Source organism: Burkholderia sp. AU19243 (genome assembly GCF_018148075.1).
GTDB lineage: Bacteria > Pseudomonadota > Gammaproteobacteria > Burkholderiales > Burkholderiaceae > Burkholderia > Burkholderia latens_A.
The window spans coordinates 88,240-103,459 of the sequence record NZ_JAGSTV010000014.1; the positions used below are offsets into that span (position 1 = coordinate 88,240).

Sequence of the window (15,220 nt, forward strand, 5' to 3'; positions counted from 1 at the left end):
GCTTACTGCGCGACCGGCACGGTCACGTCGCTTCCGAACCAGTGCATCGAGATCTTTTTCAGCGTGCCTTCCTTGCGGAGTGAATCGAGCGCATCGTTGATCGCCTTCTCGAACTTCGGATTGCCTTTGCGGAACGGGATCGCCATCTCCTGCTTGCCGCCGTTCAGCACCGCACCCGAGCGCAGCGGCAGGTTCGACGTCTTGATCATGTACGGCAGCATCAGGCGATCGTCGAGCGTCGCTTCGATCCGGCCCGCGGCGAGATCACGCAGTTTTTCCGGTGCGCCCGGATACGTCTGCACCTCGATGCCCGGCACGCTGCGCGCCATCTGGTCGTAGTTGGTGCCGAGCGTCACGCCGAGCTTCTTGCCCTTGAAGTCCTCGAGCGACTTGAAGTTGCGCGTGTCGTCCTTGCGCTGAATCAGCTGCGCGGCCGAATACGTGTACGGCTCGCTGAAGTCGAGCGCCTCCTTGCGTTGCGGCGTGATCGTCACCTGGTTGACGATCACGTCGAACTTGCCGGCTTGCAACCCCGCGATGATGCCGCTCCACTCGGTCGGCACGAACTGCGTCTTCACACCGAGCTTGCCGGCCACCGCATTCGCGACGTCGACATCGAAGCCCTCGAGCTGACCCGACGTGCCGCGCGAGTTGAACGGCGGATACGTGCCTTCGAGACCGACGCGCAGCACGCCGGCTTTTTTCACCGAGTCAAGCAAGTCTTCCGCGTGCGCGGCGACGGCCGTAAAACCGAGAGCCGACGCGAGCAGCAGGCCCGTCAGCAGGAACTTCGAACGTTTCATCGTGGATCTCCAGTGGTTCAGTGTGGTGTTTGGGCGCCGGGCATCAGCGCGCCCGGGCCGGAATGCGGGCACGTAGACACTACTCGCAACCGCGCCGCGCCGGAAGTCGAATTGGCCCTGATTGCAATTGATTCCCGGCGGAGGCCGGGCAAGCTGCGCGAAGGCGATGAATGTGCGCCCGTGCGTTCCACCGCTTGTTCGGCATACGCTTAAAAATACTCTTTCAAACCAGGTCGTTTTTCCGATTCACGCAGTAATTTGTCTGTAAAACCGCGCGAGCGAAATCGCTCACCGCGCCATCCGAGGGCGCGTCAAAAGAAGAAAAGGCCGTAGCCATGAACATGCAGAACACAATTGCCGCATTGCGCGGCGGGTTGCTTCAGCAGGACCGGCTGTTGAAGCTCGACACCCCGTTGGGCGCGAACGTGCTGACCGTACAGCGCGCAGTCGGCCGCTCGCGCATCGGGGGCACGTACAAATCCACGCTCGACGTGCTGTCGACCGACGTCCAACTGGAGCTCAAAAAGCTGATCGCGCAGCCGGTCACGTTGTGGATTCAGCAGGGCGATCGCAGCTACCGCCCAGTGAACGGCTACGTGCACACCGCGCGGCGCCTCGGCGCCGACGGGGCGCGCACGACCTATCAGCTGACGTTCGCCGATTTCACCCATTTCCTGAAGTTCTGCCGCCACCAGAGAATCTGGAACGACACGTCCGTCGACCAGATCATCAGCGACGTGCTGAACCAGCATCCGCAGGCGCGCGGACAATTCCGCTTCGCGCTGTCGACGCCGCTGCCGAGCCGTTCGTACACGCGGCAGCACGACACCGACTGGCATTTCGTGCACCGGCTGATGGAAAGCGAGGGCCTTTACACGACGTGGCAGCAGGCCGACGACGGCAAGTCGCATACGCTCGTGATCGCCGATAACCTGCAGGCGTTTGCGCCGACGTCTTTCAGTACGCGGAAAATCCGACCGGCTGGATTGATCCACTTGGACTTGCACGTTGCCCCACATCCAGGGCGGCGCGCCGGGAAGCAATGAGGGCAAGCAGGCATTCCGACGAGCCAACAACCAATCGGTCAGTCAAGAAATGCCTCCGGCTTGGAGTATCGATACGAGGTGAAACCGACCGACACTGACCACGGAGCCGGCGTCGAGCATCCGGAATTGGCATAATCACGCCTCGCCGACCGGAGTGCTGCCACACAGGCACGACGCGCGCCGTCACTATCGCGTATACGCATCGCTTCAAGTCCAGTTCTCACCGCAACACCCATGTCGACCGTCACCCCGACCACCGCGTCGCTGAAACACATCCTCGAACACCCGGGAGACTTCTCCGGATGGCTTTGCATGCCGCCGATGCCGTGGACGCTCGAGACAGTGGGCGAGTTCACCGACGCCGCCGCCCGCGCCGAAAGCACCGCACCACCTGCAACCGCGCCACACCCCGGCTGGCGCGTCACCTTGAACAGCACGACGATCGAAGACATCGTGATCAACGCGCATGACCAGGTCGACGAACCGAGCGTCGCGCAACTGCTCGACGCATTCGTGTTCTACGTCGACAACGAAGAATTCATTCTGCTCTGACGACGCACGTCGCGTGCCACAGCAAAAAAGGACCGCCAGGCGGTCCTTTTTCATGCAGCGTCAACGTCGGAACGAAGCGCAGCGCTCAAGGCAACGAAATCGTCAAATTCGCCGACTCCGGACCCACCTTGATCACCTGCGAATAAGGCGCCAACGCCTGCAACGTCTTGTCCTTCAGATACGTATTGAGCCCGAGGTACCCGAGCAGCGCTACCAGCGCAAACACTGCCCCGATCGCCCACACCGGCACCTCTCGCTTCAGCCGGTGTGCGATCTGATCCGGCAGCGGCCAATGCGGCGCAAACGCCGCGCGCTTGCCCTTCATGTGCGCGATCTCGTCGCCGAGCCGCGCGGTCAGATACGCGAGCTTCTCCGGCCCCTCGAGCAGATACTTGCCCTGGAAGCCGAGCAGCAGGCACATGTGAAACACCTCGAGCGACTGCAACCGCGCCGCGCCCTGCGCGCGACATTCCTCGAGATACTGGAAGAACTTCTCGCCCGCGAGTTGCTCGCCGAACAGCACGAGCTGCAGCGGCCGGCGCTCCCAGTCGGTGCGGATCTTGAACTGCGACGACAGCACCATCTCATCGACCGCCGCGCAATAGGCGAACTTCGCGCCGTATACGTCCTCGGCAGCGATGTTCAGCTTCTTCGCGCCGCGCTCGAAATCCGACAGGAATTCCTGGATCTTCGTGCTGAATTCACTCGCGCTGTCCGGCTCGCGGCCGTTCTTGAGCAGGAACAACATGAAGAACCCGTCGTACAGCAGATCGAGCAGCGAACGAGCCTGGAACGCGGCATCGGTGGACGCCGGCGTATGAAGAGGGGCCGGCGTGTTGTCGCCGAACAGGGAAGGCGCGTAGCTCATGATGTGACCGCGATCAGTTCGAATTTCAGGTCATTGATGCCAGTCGGCGCATAGATCATCGCCGACTGGGCCTGCAGCATGCGCTCGTACAGCGCGCCGCGCGAATCAAGCTGGAAATAGCATGCACCCGGCCGCACGGGAATCGCGGGCGGCACCTGCGGCGTGTACGACAGCCGCACGCCGGGCATCGCCGACAGCACGAGCTTGTCGACGTCGTCGGGCGCGCCGACCTTGAAGCGGGCCGGCACCGCATCGACAAGCTCGACGCTCGGCATGTCCGCGGACACCGCCAGGTAGAACTCGGTCTTGTCGTCGATCTTGCCGGAGTCGAGGCGGCCGAGGTGGAACGACGGACGCACCTCGTCGAGCGTGATCGCGAAGTAGCGCGTCGAGATCACGGTGTCGAGCAGCTCGCGCAGCATCCCGTCGAGACGCGCGAAGCTCGGCCCCGGATCATCATGGCGGTACACGGGCAGGTCGGCGAGCGTGTAGCCCTTCGAGAACGTCATCAACTGCCCGGCGAGGCGCAGCAACTCCTGGAACAGCCGCTCCGGATGCAGCGCCGCGTGCTGGTGCAGATGCGCGAGGGTGGCGAATGCGGCGTTCGCGGTGTGCAGCAGCCAGAACGACGCGATGTCGCCCGAGCGGAACTCGATGATGTTCTTCGACGGCTCGCGGTGAAAACCATACAGCGCGTTGACCTTCGCCTGCAGCGCATCGACGAGCTGGCGCAGCCGCTGATGAAGAATCGGCGACGCCTCGATCGCGAGGCACGGCGGCACGAAGTTGTCGTCGATTTCGAAGCCGGACGTCGCGGTGCGGCGCACGCGCACGAGCGGCACGGACAGCAGCTGGTCGCGCGGCTCGCTGTGCGCGATCAGCTTGACCTGCGTCTTCAGGAACGTGACGTCGGCTTCGGCGGCGTCAGTGAAGTTGTCAGCGACGCTCGTCTGTTCGCTGACGAAACGCGTCGTGAAGCCGGCGGCCGGATCGTCGCTGTAGTTGGTGCCGTTCTCGCGCAGCGGGTGCAGCGCAAGGTAGAACACGAACTCGCCGATGCCGTCGGGCAGCGTGTCAAGCGCGATCGGCGGCGGCAGCTCGTCGGCCTGCGGCGCGGCATACAGCGCGCCGTCCGGAAACACGAGCGCGAGTTCGGCCACGCGCAGCACGTTGCTGCCTAGCGCATCGCGGTCGATGCGCACCGAACGCACGCCCCAGTTGTACGGCTGGATCGCCTGGATCGATTCGAACAGGCGAGCCTCGTGGTAGGCGTCCTGCCGCTGGAAGTGTTGAGGCCGGAGGAACAGCCCTTCCCCCCAAAGCACCTTGGCCGAATAACTCATGTCAAATCCGGTTAATGTGGCGTTGTGATGTAATCGATTTGGTCGTGCCCGAATTTAATCGCCAATTTGTTAACTCTTGTTAATTGACATTCGTGCGTCATGCTTAACCGCAAGTGACCGACGACAGCATATTCAGCGGTTGCGAAGGCGCGCCCTGTTGCGGTGCGATGACTGAGCCGCCGGTGACGGTCATCGCGCAATTGTGCAGGCCGATGATTATGCCGGATTTCTCCGACTTCGCCGGGTCGAACGTCAGTTTCCATCGCTGGATGGCGGGATCGCGGAACAGCGCAACGATGCCGAATGCCTGCGCTTCGCGCGAAACCTTTTCGGTGGCCGTATAGCGCTGCCCGGGAATCAGCGTGATTTCACGTACGTTCAGCAGATCGGCGCCCAGCGCGGCCTTTTCCTTGGTCGGATCGGTGAATGCGTCGAACGGCGCCTGCTGGAACGACGTCGGGTCCTTCAGCGCGTAGAGTCTCACCACTAATGCAAGCGGCTTGTGATCGTTCGCGGCGTTCAGGTTTGGCGCGGCGGCGAGCGTGAGCCCGATGTTGCGCGGCGGCTTCTGCGCATCGGGCAACTCGGGCTTGCCGACGCCGGCCGCTTGCATTACGGCGCTCGCGGCGGAACCGAGCAACGGGGCGGCCGCGCATCCGGCCAGAAGCGCGCAGGCAACGAGCGGCAGCGCAAAGCGAATCATTGACGATCTCATCGTGTTTCCGGCGTGCCGCCTTTAACTCCCCTGTCAAAACTGCCGGGTATTTCCGCGTCGGCGGTGGCGCCCGGCCTATCTGCCGTTCAAATATTAAGCAGCGTGCTCCGCGCCGAGCCCCGGAAATTTTTTCCGCGGGGCGGCCGATGCGCTCCGCGCCAAGTAAAACTTGCACATTCCGGTCGCGGGAAAAGCGGTCGCCAAGCGGCTTCGAGACGCGTTTCGACGGGGTAGCGCACGGTTTTAAAAGGAATTACTCTGCACGCAGCGATTGAATTATGAAAAATTGATCGGTACTATACCCGCGCGCTTCTTGCAAAGCAAAAGAACCAGATTCTCAACGATTTTAATACTCACGCGCCGGTGGATATAACGATGAAAGACCGTCTCTTCGCAAAACTTTCTGGGGTAGTGCTGGCTTGCGGCGTGATCGCCGGTTGTGCGAGCCAGCCGCCGGCGCCGACTGCCGAGGTGTTCAACAAGTCGCTGGCCGATGCGGACGCCGTCGCGAAGGCGGGTGACCAGGACAAGGCGCTCGGCCTGTACCAGCAGCTCGCGAAGTCGGACCCGACGCGCGAGGAGCCGTGGTCGCGCATCGCGCAGATCCAGTTTGCACAGAATCACTATGGCCAGGCGATCGTCGCCGCGCAGGAAGCGCTGCAGCGCGATGCGACGGACCGCCAGGCGAAGAGCGTGCTCGCCGTCGCCGGCCTGCGGATCGCGACGCAGTCGCTCGGCGAGCTGCGCCAGGATGCATCGCTGGCCGGCGACGCGAAGTCGGACGCGCAGGCGCTCGCGAAGCAGCTGCGCGACACGCTCGGCGAGTCGGCGCTGTTCCCGCCCGAGCAGCGCGCGGTGAAGACGCGCACGGCGCGCCGCCCGGTTCATCGGCCAAAGACGAGCGCCGCACCGGCCGCAGAAGCGGCAACGACCGCGCCGACGCCGGCAGCCCCGCCGCAGGCAGCGGCGCCGCAAAAGGGTGGCGCCGACCCGTTCAGCGCGCTGCGCTGACCTGAACGCAACTGACGCGATAACCACAACTAACCTGGGAGCCGTCGAGATGGCCAAGAAAGAAAGCATTCAGAAGAGCTTGCAGAAAATACGGCCGCCGCGCGTCCAGCTGACCTACGAGGTCGAGAAGGGCGACGCGATCGAGGTGAAGGAGCTGCCGTTCGTCGTCGGGGTCGTCGGCGATCTGGCGGGCCAGTCGGAAGTCGAGCAGCCGAAGCTGCGCGACCGCAAGTTCGTCAACATCGACCGCGACAACTTCGACGACGTGATGAAGGCGATCGAGCCGCGCGCCGCGTTCCAGGTGGAAAACCGCCTGAGCCCGGAAGGCGGCAAGTTCGCGGTCGACCTGAAGTTCCGTTCGCTGTCGGATTTCAGCCCGGACGAAGTCGTCGAACAGGTCGAGCCGCTGCGCCGCCTGCTCGAGGCGCGCGCGAAGCTCGCCGACCTGCGCAACAAGCTCGCGGGCAACGACAAGCTCGAGGACCTGCTGTCCGAGGTGCTGAAGAACACGCAGCAGCTGCAGGAGCTCGCAAAGGGCACGGGCGGCGACAAAGACGGCGAATGACGACGGAGTGTTGAGATGAACCAGCAAACGGCTGCGGCCCAAGCGAGCGGCGCGGAATACGCCGCCGGGACTTCGCTGCTCGACGAGATCGTCGAGAAGAGCAAGGTCGCGAAATCCGATTCCGAGCATGCGCGCGCCAAGGACCTGATCGGCGAGCTCGTGCATCAGGTGCTCGACGGCACGGTCATCGTGTCGGACAACCTGTCGGCAACGATCGACGCGCGCGTCGCGGAACTCGACCGCCTGATCTCCACGCAGCTGTCCGCGGTGATGCACGCGCCGGAATTCCAGCGCCTGGAAAGCACGTGGCGCGGCCTCGATTACCTGGTCAAGGAAAGCAACACCGGCCAGACGATCAAGATCAAGGCGCTTCACGCACCGAAGCGCGACCTCGTGCGCGACTTCAAGGGTGCGAGCGAGTTCGACCAGAGCGCGCTGTTCAAGAAGGTCTACGAAGAGGAATTCGGCACGTTCGGCGGCTCGCCGTTCGGTGCGCTGATCGGCGATTACGAGATCTCGCGCCAGCCGGAAGACATGTATTTCATCGAGCAGATGTCGCGCGTCGCGGCGGCCGCGCACGCGCCGTTCATCGCGTCGGCGTCGCCGGAACTGCTCGGGCTCGAATCGTTCGCCGATCTCGGCAAGCCGCGCGATCTCGGCAAGGTGTTCGATACGGTCGAGTACGCGAAGTGGAAGTCGTTCCGCGATTCCGAGGATTCGCGCTACGTCGGCCTGACGCTGCCGCGCTTCCTCGGCCGCCTGCCGTTCAATCCGAAGGACGGCCAGACGGCGGAACGCTTCAACTTCGTCGAGGACGTCGACGGCACCGACCACGACAAGTACCTGTGGTGCAACGCCGCATGGGCGTTCGCCGCGCGGCTCACGGCCGCATTCGACGACTTCGGCTGGTGCGCGGCGATCCGCGGCGTCGAAGGCGGCGGCCTCGTCGAGGATCTGCCGACCCACACGTTCAAGACCGACGACGGCGAGATCGCGCTGAAGTGCCCGACCGAGATCGCGATCACCGATCGCCGCGAGAAGGAGCTGAGCGACCTCGGCTTCATCCCGCTCGTCCATTGCAAGAACTCAGATTACGCCGCGTTCTTTGCCGCGCAATCGGTGCAGAAACCAAAGAAATACAGCACCGACAGCGCGAACGCGAACGCCGTTCTGTCCGCTCAGCTGCAGTACATCTTCTCGGTATCGCGCGTTGCGCACTACCTGAAGGCGATGATGCGCGACAAGATCGGCAGCTTCGCATCGGCGCAGAACGTGGAAACATTCCTCAACCGGTGGATTTCGCAATACGTGCTGCTCGACGACAACGCGACGCAGGAACAGAAGGCGCAATTTCCGCTGCGCGAGGCTTCCATACAAGTGTCGGAGATTCCGGGCAAGCCGGGCTCGTACCGTTCGGTCGCGTTCCTGCGTCCGCACTTCCAGCTCGACGAACTCTCGATTTCTCTGCGACTTGTCGCTGATCTGCCCAAACCGGCAAATTCATAAGCGAGTAAATCGCCCGGGCGGGCCGCCTGGGTAGGACGTTAAAACCACCTCTTTGGGGAGTCGAAGGGCCATGCTAGACCTGTATCTGAAATTCGGAAATCCCGTCATCAAGGGCGAATCCGCGGACAAGGACCACTCGGGCTGGATCGAAGTGAAGTCCTGGGACCATTCGATCGTGCAGCCGCGTTCGGCGACCGCATCGACGTCGGGCGGCCTGACCGCCGAGCGTTGCGAGCACGGCGACATGGTGTTTACGAAGGAAATCGATTCGTCGAGCCCGCTGCTGTATCAGCACGCGTCGGGCGGCACGACGTTCGATGAAGTCACGATCGACTTCATGCGTTCGGACGGCGAAGGCCAGCGCGTCAAGTATCTCGAGGTCAAGCTCAAGTACGTGATCATTTCCAGCATCGCACCGAGCGTGCGCAAGGAAGGCCTGCCGGTCGAAACCTTCTCGCTGAAGTATGCGGCCGTGCAGTGGAAGCAGACCCAGCAGAAGATCGGCGGCAACCAGGGTGGCAACACACAGGGCGCCTGGAGCCTGACCAAGAACGACAAGACCTACGCGGTCTAAGGTCGGTTGCGGCAACGGGGCGCTCGGCGTCCCGTTGCCGTTTTCGCTGTGCAGGCCGGCCGATGAAACGATTCGAACCGAGTTTTCTCGACAAGCTGTTCGACGACGAACCGCACCAGCAGGCAACGGCTGCGATGCGGCAATTGTCGTTGGACGAGCTGAAGAGCACGGTCGCCCGAGACGTCGAGGCGATCCTCAACACGCGTATCGCCCACACCGAAGTCGAGCTCGAGGCGCTGCCCGAATGCCAGAAGTCGGTGCTGACCTACGGGCTGAACGACTTCGCGGGGCTGAGCCTCGCGAGTCACTACGACCGCGCATTCATTTGCAAGTCGATTCAGCAGGCCATCGCGCGCCACGAGCCGCGGCTGCAGCAGGTCAAGGTGACGTTCGAGCTGAGCGAGCAATCGACCAACGCGCTTTACTTCGCGATCCAGGCGCTGCTCGTCGTGCATCCGGCCGAGGAGCCGGTGAGTTTCGACGCGATGCTGCAGCCGTCGACGCTGCAGTATTCGGTCACGCGCACGCGCGCGGCCAGAATGCCGTAAATCAAGCCGCCGAGCGGGCCGGACCGCCCGGTGGCGGATCAGGGTCCGGCAGGAAATATTGAGGTTCGGGGTCGTCGATGGAAGAATTGCTGCCGTATTACGAGCGCGAATTATCGTTTTTGCGGCGCTATTCGCGGGATTTCGCCGAACGCTATCCGAAGATCGCGGCGCGGCTCGCGCTGTCCGGCGAGCATTGCGAGGATCCGCACGTCGAGCGAATGATCGAGTCGTTCGCGCTGCTCGGCGCACGCATCAACAAGAAGCTCGACGACGACTACCCGGAATTCACCGAGGCGCTGCTGGAAGTGCTGTATCCGCACTACATGCGGCCGTTTCCGTCATGTTCGATCGCGCAGTTCACGCCGGCGTCGCCCGGCCAGCAGACCGAACCGGTCGTGATCGACCGCGGCACCGAGCTGAAGAGCCGCCCGATCCGCGGCGTGCAGTGCCGGTTCCGCACCGCCTACGACGTGACGCTCGCGCCGATCCGCATCTCGGAGGCGCGCTACACGCCGGTCGCGCTCGCGCCGAGCGCGACGGTGCTGCCGTCGAACGCGACGGGCGTGATCTCGATCACGTTCGAATCGCTCGCCGCGCAGCTCGATCTCGGCGCGCTGAAGCTGTCGACGCTGCGCGCGCACCTGCACGGCGAGCAGTCGTTCGTCGCCGCGCTGACGGATTGCCTGTTCGTCAACGTGCTCGGCGCGTACGTCGAACCTGAGCGCAACGGCCGCTGGACGCCGCTGCGCAAGCTGCCGATCGCGCAGGCCGGCTTCGACGACGACGACGCGCTGATCGACTACCCGGCGAAGTCGCACCCCGCATACCGGCTGCTTACCGAGTACTTCGCATTCCCCGACAAATTCGATTTCGTCGATTTCGACGTCGCGGCGATCGCGCGCGCGGCCGGCCGCTGCCAGCGTGCGACGCTGCACCTGGTGCTGCAGGACGTGCGCAGCGATTCGCACGTCGCGCGCCTGCTCGAACTTCTGACGGCAAGCCATTTCCGGCTGTTCTGCACGCCGGTCGTCAATCTGTTCCGCCAGCACGGCGAGCCGATCCGGATCACGCACCGCGCGGTGTCGTACCCGGTGATCGCCGAGGCGCGCCGCGCGTTCGCGTACGACGTGTACTCGATCGACTCGGTGAAGCTCGTCCGGCAGCAGGCGCACGAAGAATCGGTGATCGAATTCCGGCCGTTCTACTCGCTGCATCACGGCGAAGCGGCGCGGATCGGCCATTACTGGTTCGCGCGCCGCAACGACTGGGTCGCGCAGAAGAGCCCCGGCTACGAAACCGAGATCTCGATCGTCGACATCGACTTCGAGCCGACGTCGCCGCAGACCGACACGCTGAGCCTCGACCTCACATGCACGAACCGCGACTTGCCGGCGATGCTCGCGTTCGGGCTCGAAGGCGGCGACCTGTTCCAGGAGGGCGGTGCGCAGACGAGCGGCATCTCGATGCTGCGGCGCCCGACGCAGAGCGTGCGCTTCGAGCGCGGCCGCGCCGCGCACTGGCGGCTCGTGTCGCACCTCGCGCTGAACCACGTGTCGCTCGTCGCGCACGGGCTCGCGCCACTCAAGGAAATGTTGACGCTGTACGACCTGCGGCGCACCGCCGTGTCGATGCGCCAGATCGACGGCCTCGTCGCCGTCGAGCAGCGCAGCGCCGTTCAATGGTTGCCCGGCAAGCCGTTCGCGACGTTCGTGCGCGGCATCGAGGTGCGCCTCACGATCGATGAGGAACATTTCGTCGGCGCGAGCCTCGCGTCGTTCGTGCGCGTGCTCGACAGCTTCTTCGGGCTGTACGTCCATCTCAACAGTTTCGTTCAATTGGTCGTCGTGTCGAAGCGCACCGGCGAGGAGATCATTCGATGCAAGCCCCGAACCGGCGAATCGATCCTGGCGTAGTCGACGCGCTGCTCGACGAGCCGCACCGCTTCGAGTTCTTCCAGGCAGTGCGCGTGCTCGAGGGGCTGTTCGCGCGGCAGGCGTCGGATGCGCCCGGCGCGTGGCGGCAGGGCGACGTCGTCGCGCAGCGCATCGAATTCCGCAACACGCTGTCGCTAGGCTTCCCGCCGAGCGAGATCGAAGGCGCGCGCTCGTTCGACGACGAAGGCACGCTGCTCGATTCGGGCGACGCGCGTGGCGCCGCGCTCGCGGCCGGAGAGCTCGGTCACGTCGAGCTGACGCCCGCGTTCTTCGGGCTGCTCGGCGGGCAGGGCGCGCTGCCGCTGCACTACACCGAGCAGATCGTCGCGCGCGAGCACCTGAAGCGCGACCACGCGGCGCGCGCGTTCTTCGACGTGTTCTCGAACCGCGCGACCGCACTCTTCTACGCGGCGTGGAAGAAATACCGGCTGCCGTTCCATTACGAGCTCGACCGCGACGAGCGCTATCTGCCGCTGTTGCTCGCGATCGCCGGCGTGCCGAGCGACGAGGTGCGCGACAGTCTCGCGGCCGGCGCGGGCGGCGTGCTCGACGAGGCCGTTGCCGGCTACGCGCTCGCGGCACGGCACCGGCCGATGTCGGCCGCGTACCTGCAGCGCACGCTGTCCGACTACTTCCGCGTGCCGGTGAAGATCGACCAGTTCGTCGGCAAGTGGTACGACGTGCCGCCCGACCAGTTGAGCGTGCTCGGCGAGGTCAACGCGGTGCTCGGCGCGACGGCGCTCGTCGGCGAGCGCGTGTGGCAGCGCGACATGCGCGCGCGGATCGTCGTCGGCCCGCTGTCGAAGCGCGATTACGAAGCGTTCCTGCCCGGCGGCCCGCAGGCCGTCGCGCTCGAACGGATGCTGACGCTGCTCGCCGGCGTCACGCTCGAATATGAGGTCAAGCTCGTGCTGAAGCGCACCGAGGTCGGCGCGAGCGTGCTCGGCGCGGGCTCGCGGCTCGGCTGGGACGCGTTCCTGTGCACGCGCGACGCGGACGAGGACCGGTCCGACGCTCGCTACGAACTGCACGTGATTCACTGAATTCCGAACGACAAAAACACGCAATCGAACCTGAGAACGACGCCATGAGCACGCCTCTGAAGACCCTCATCACGAAACTGAACCCGCTGTGCCGGCACGCGACCGAGCGTGCGGCGAGCGCGTGCCTGACGCGCGGCCATTACGAGGTCGATCTCGAGCATCTGTTTCTCGCGCTCCTCGACGAAGCGACGGGCGACCTGCCGCTCGCGCTGCGCGCGAGTCGCGTCGATCCGCATGCGTTGCGGGCCGATCTCGAGCGCGAACTCACGCGTCTGAAGACCGGCAACACGCGCACGCCGGTGTTCTCCGTGCACCTGATCGCGCTGTTCGAGCAGGCGTGGCTGATCGCGTCGCTCGATTCGCAGCTCGGCCGGATCCGCTCAGGGCACCTGTTGCTCGCGCTGCTGACGGCGCCCGATCTCGCGCAGTTCGCGCAGCGGATGTCGTCGCGGTTTGCGGAAATGAACGTGACGGACCTGAAGCACAAGTTCGACGAGATCATGGCCGGTTCGAGCGAGGCCGAGCCGCGCCAGCCGGACGACGAAGGCGGCGATGCGTTGCCCCCCGACGGCGCGGCAGCCGCGGCCGGTCCGTCGAAGACGCCCGCGCTCGATACGTACACGACCAATCTCACGCAGCGTGCGCGCGACGGCAAGATCGACCCGGTGATCGGCCGCGAAGCCGAGATCCGCCAGGCGATCGACATCCTGATGCGTCGTCGCCAGAACAACCCGATCATGACCGGCGAGGCCGGCGTCGGCAAAACGGCCGTCGTCGAGGGTCTCGCACTGCGGATCGCGGCGGACGACGTGCCGCCGCCGCTGCGCGGCGTCGCGCTGCACGTGCTCGACATGGGCCTGCTGCAGGCCGGCGCGAGCGTGAAGGGCGAGTTCGAGAACCGTTTGAAGAGCGTGATCGACGAGGTGAAGAAGAGCGCGCACCCGATCATCCTGTTCATCGACGAGGCGCACACGATCATCGGCGCGGGCGGCCAGGCCGGCCAGAACGATGCGGCGAACCTGCTGAAGCCGGCGCTCGCGCGCGGCGAGCTGCGCACGATCGCCGCGACGACGTGGAGCGAATACAAGAAGTACTTCGAGAAAGATGCGGCGCTTGCGCGGCGCTTCCAGGTCGTGAAGGTCGAGGAGCCGAGCGAGCCGCTCGCGGCTGCGATGCTGCGCGGGATGTCCGGGCTGATGGAGAAGCACTTCAACGTGCGGATCCTCGACGACGCGATTACCGAGGCCGTGCGCCTGTCGCATCGCTACATCAGCGGCCGCCAGCTGCCGGACAAGGCGATCAGCGTGCTCGACACCGCATGCGCGAAGGTCGCGCTCGCGCACAGCGCGACGCCGGCGGCGATCGACGATACGAAGAAGCGCATCGAGCGCATCGACGCGGAAATCGCGTCGCTGGAGCGCGAAGCGGCAGGCGGCGCGGCGCACGACGAGCGGCTCGGCGAGCTGCGCGGCGCACGCGATTCGGCGCTCGCGCAATTGACCGAGGACGAGGCGTGCTATGAGGCCGAGCGCGCGATCGTCGCCGAGATCACCGCGCTGCGCGAGACGCTCGACAAGGCGCGCGGCCCGTCCGAAGACGGCGAGCCGGTCGACGTGCCGGCCACGCGCGAGAAACTGGCCGAGCGCGTCGCGGCGCTGCACGCGTTGCAGGGCGGCGAGCCGATGGTGCCGCTGCAGGTTGACGGCCACGTCGTCGCCGAGATCGTCGCCGCGTGGACCGGCATTCCGCTCGGCCGGATGGTGAAGGACGAAATCGATACCGTGCTGAACCTGCAGCCGCTGCTGACCGCCCGCGTGATCGGCCAGGACCATGCGCTGGAGGCCATCGCTCAGCGCGTGCGCACCGCGACTGCGAACCTCGAGGATCCGAACAAGCCGCGCGGCGTGTTCATGTTCGTCGGGCCGTCGGGTGTCGGCAAGACCGAGACCGCGCTGGCGCTGGCCGACATCCTGTACGGCGGCGAGCGCAAGATGGTCACGATCAACATGAGCGAATATCAGGAAGCGCACAGCGTGTCGGGCCTCAAGGGTTCGCCGCCGGGCTACGTCGGTTACGGCGAGGGCGGCGTGCTCACCGAAGCGGTGCGGCGCAATCCGTATTCGGTCGTGTTGCTCGACGAGGTCGAGAAGGCGCATCCGGACGTGCTCGAGATGTTCTTCCAGGTATTCGACAAGGGCACGATGGACGACGCCGAAGGGCGCGAGATCGACTTCCGCAACACGCTGATCATCCTGACGTCGAACGTCGGGTCGGCCGCGGTGATGCAGGCGTGCCTGAACAAGCCGGCCGACGAGCTGCCAGATCCGGACGCGCTTGCCGAGGCGCTGCGCCCGCAGCTGTACAAGGCGTTCAAGCCGGCGTTCCTCGGCCGGATGAAGGTCGTGCCGTACTACCCGATCTCCGACGACGTGCTGGCCGAGATCATCGAGTTGAAGCTGGAACGGATTCGCCGCCGCATCGAAGCGAACCACAAGGCCGCGTTCGAATGGGACGAGTCGCTCGTCGATGCGGTGCTCGCGCGCTGCACCGAAGTCGATTCGGGCGCCCGCAACGTCGACCATATCCTGAACGGCACGCTGCTGCCGGAGATCGCGGGCCACGTGCTTGGCCGGATCGCCGACGGCGCCGCGATCGCGCGCATCGCGGTGCGCGCGGACGAGGCTGGCGAATTCGCGTACACCGTCGAATGAG

The 15,220-nt window shown here is 65.0% G+C and carries 13 protein-coding genes and 1 pseudogene; 10 read left to right on the plus strand and 4 right to left on the minus strand.

The window, feature by feature from the left end:
* Positions 1-2: 2 nt before the first annotated feature.
* A complete protein-coding gene (locus KDW55_RS23470; protein WP_040143179.1) occupies positions 3-803 on the minus strand; it encodes a transporter substrate-binding domain-containing protein in 801 nt (266 codons plus the stop codon).
* A 335-nt stretch (positions 804-1,138) separates the two neighbouring features.
* On the opposite strand from KDW55_RS23470, the pseudogene KDW55_RS23475 reads away from it, so the two are divergent.
* Positions 1,139-1,753 (plus strand): annotated as a pseudogene (locus KDW55_RS23475) (phage late control D family protein); the annotation flags it as partial.
* A gap of 330 nt (positions 1,754-2,083) precedes the next feature.
* Positions 2,084-2,401 carry a hypothetical protein gene (locus KDW55_RS23480; RefSeq protein ID WP_059545415.1) on the plus strand — a complete coding sequence of 106 codons (318 nt, stop codon included), beginning with the start codon at positions 2,084-2,086 and terminating at the stop codon, positions 2,399-2,401.
* 85 nt (positions 2,402-2,486) lie between these two features.
* Here KDW55_RS23480 and icmH read toward each other — a convergent pair whose 3' ends face one another.
* The 3 genes from icmH to tssJ form a co-directional block, all read right to left on the minus strand.
* The gene (gene icmH, locus KDW55_RS23485; protein ID WP_059545413.1) at positions 2,487-3,269 is read right to left on the minus strand and encodes a type IVB secretion system protein IcmH/DotU; all 783 of its coding nucleotides are present in this window, start codon (positions 3,267-3,269) and stop codon (positions 2,487-2,489) included.
* Positions 3,266-4,612: a type VI secretion system baseplate subunit TssK gene (tssK, locus tag KDW55_RS23490; RefSeq protein ID WP_212161523.1), complete on the minus strand. Its 1,347-nt coding sequence runs from the start codon at positions 4,610-4,612 to the stop codon at positions 3,266-3,268. The genes icmH and tssK overlap by 4 nt, the downstream gene beginning before the upstream one ends.
* Positions 4,613-4,715: 103 nt before the next feature.
* The gene (gene tssJ, locus KDW55_RS23495) at positions 4,716-5,327 is read right to left on the minus strand and encodes a type VI secretion system lipoprotein TssJ (protein WP_040143189.1); all 612 of its coding nucleotides are present in this window, start codon (positions 5,325-5,327) and stop codon (positions 4,716-4,718) included.
* Positions 5,328-5,702: 375 nt separating this feature from the next.
* Here tssJ and KDW55_RS23500 point away from each other — a divergent pair, with 375 nt between their 5' ends.
* From KDW55_RS23500 to tssH, 8 genes are all read left to right on the plus strand, one after another.
* Positions 5,703-6,338, plus strand: a complete 636-nt coding sequence (locus KDW55_RS23500) for a tetratricopeptide repeat protein (RefSeq protein WP_059545411.1) — start codon at positions 5,703-5,705, stop codon at positions 6,336-6,338.
* Positions 6,339-6,387: 49 nt separating this feature from the next.
* Positions 6,388-6,903 carry a type VI secretion system contractile sheath small subunit gene (tssB, locus tag KDW55_RS23505; protein ID WP_040143193.1) on the plus strand — a complete coding sequence of 172 codons (516 nt, stop codon included), beginning with the start codon at positions 6,388-6,390 and terminating at the stop codon, positions 6,901-6,903.
* Between the two features lie 15 nt (positions 6,904-6,918).
* On the plus strand, positions 6,919-8,409 hold the full coding sequence (gene tssC / locus KDW55_RS23510) for a type VI secretion system contractile sheath large subunit (protein WP_040143195.1): 1,491 nt from the start codon (positions 6,919-6,921) through the stop codon (positions 8,407-8,409).
* 70 nt (positions 8,410-8,479) lie between these two features.
* A complete protein-coding gene (locus KDW55_RS23515) occupies positions 8,480-8,983 on the plus strand; it encodes a type VI secretion system tube protein Hcp (RefSeq protein WP_040143197.1) in 504 nt (167 codons plus the stop codon).
* A gap of 62 nt (positions 8,984-9,045) precedes the next feature.
* Complete coding sequence (gene tssE / locus KDW55_RS23520; RefSeq protein WP_212198047.1) at positions 9,046-9,531, plus strand: type VI secretion system baseplate subunit TssE; 486 nt, start codon at positions 9,046-9,048, stop codon at positions 9,529-9,531.
* Between the two features lie 77 nt (positions 9,532-9,608).
* A complete protein-coding gene (gene tssF / locus KDW55_RS23525) occupies positions 9,609-11,444 on the plus strand; it encodes a type VI secretion system baseplate subunit TssF (protein ID WP_040143201.1) in 1,836 nt (611 codons plus the stop codon).
* The gene (gene tssG / locus KDW55_RS23530) at positions 11,408-12,508 is read left to right on the plus strand and encodes a type VI secretion system baseplate subunit TssG (RefSeq protein ID WP_059545409.1); all 1,101 of its coding nucleotides are present in this window, start codon (positions 11,408-11,410) and stop codon (positions 12,506-12,508) included. The genes tssF and tssG overlap by 37 nt, the downstream gene beginning before the upstream one ends.
* A gap of 44 nt (positions 12,509-12,552) precedes the next feature.
* On the plus strand, positions 12,553-15,219 hold the full coding sequence (tssH, locus tag KDW55_RS23535) for a type VI secretion system ATPase TssH (RefSeq protein ID WP_212161702.1): 2,667 nt from the start codon (positions 12,553-12,555) through the stop codon (positions 15,217-15,219).
* Position 15,220: the final 1 nt, after the last annotated feature.

Bases quoted from the DNA above. Each gene is read 5' to 3' on its own strand.
- tssG (WP_059545409.1), top strand. From the start codon at position 11,408: ATGCAAGCCCCGAACCGGCGAATCGATCCTGGCGTAGTCGACGCGCTG.
- KDW55_RS23470 (WP_040143179.1), bottom strand. From the start codon at position 803: ATGAAACGTTCGAAGTTCCTGCTGACGGGCCTGCTGCTCGCGTCGGCT.
- tssJ (WP_040143189.1), bottom strand. From the start codon at position 5,327: ATGAGATCGTCAATGATTCGCTTTGCGCTGCCGCTCGTTGCCTGCGCG.
- icmH (WP_059545413.1), bottom strand. From the start codon at position 3,269: ATGAGCTACGCGCCTTCCCTGTTCGGCGACAACACGCCGGCCCCTCTT.
- tssE (WP_212198047.1), top strand. From the start codon at position 9,046: ATGAAACGATTCGAACCGAGTTTTCTCGACAAGCTGTTCGACGACGAA.
- KDW55_RS23500 (WP_059545411.1), top strand. From the start codon at position 5,703: ATGAAAGACCGTCTCTTCGCAAAACTTTCTGGGGTAGTGCTGGCTTGC.
- KDW55_RS23515 (WP_040143197.1), top strand. From the start codon at position 8,480: ATGCTAGACCTGTATCTGAAATTCGGAAATCCCGTCATCAAGGGCGAA.
- tssH (WP_212161702.1), top strand. From the start codon at position 12,553: ATGAGCACGCCTCTGAAGACCCTCATCACGAAACTGAACCCGCTGTGC.
- tssK (WP_212161523.1), bottom strand. From the start codon at position 4,612: ATGAGTTATTCGGCCAAGGTGCTTTGGGGGGAAGGGCTGTTCCTCCGG.
- KDW55_RS23480 (WP_059545415.1), top strand. From the start codon at position 2,084: ATGTCGACCGTCACCCCGACCACCGCGTCGCTGAAACACATCCTCGAA.
- tssF (WP_040143201.1), top strand. From the start codon at position 9,609: ATGGAAGAATTGCTGCCGTATTACGAGCGCGAATTATCGTTTTTGCGG.
- tssB (WP_040143193.1), top strand. From the start codon at position 6,388: ATGGCCAAGAAAGAAAGCATTCAGAAGAGCTTGCAGAAAATACGGCCG.
- tssC (WP_040143195.1), top strand. From the start codon at position 6,919: ATGAACCAGCAAACGGCTGCGGCCCAAGCGAGCGGCGCGGAATACGCC.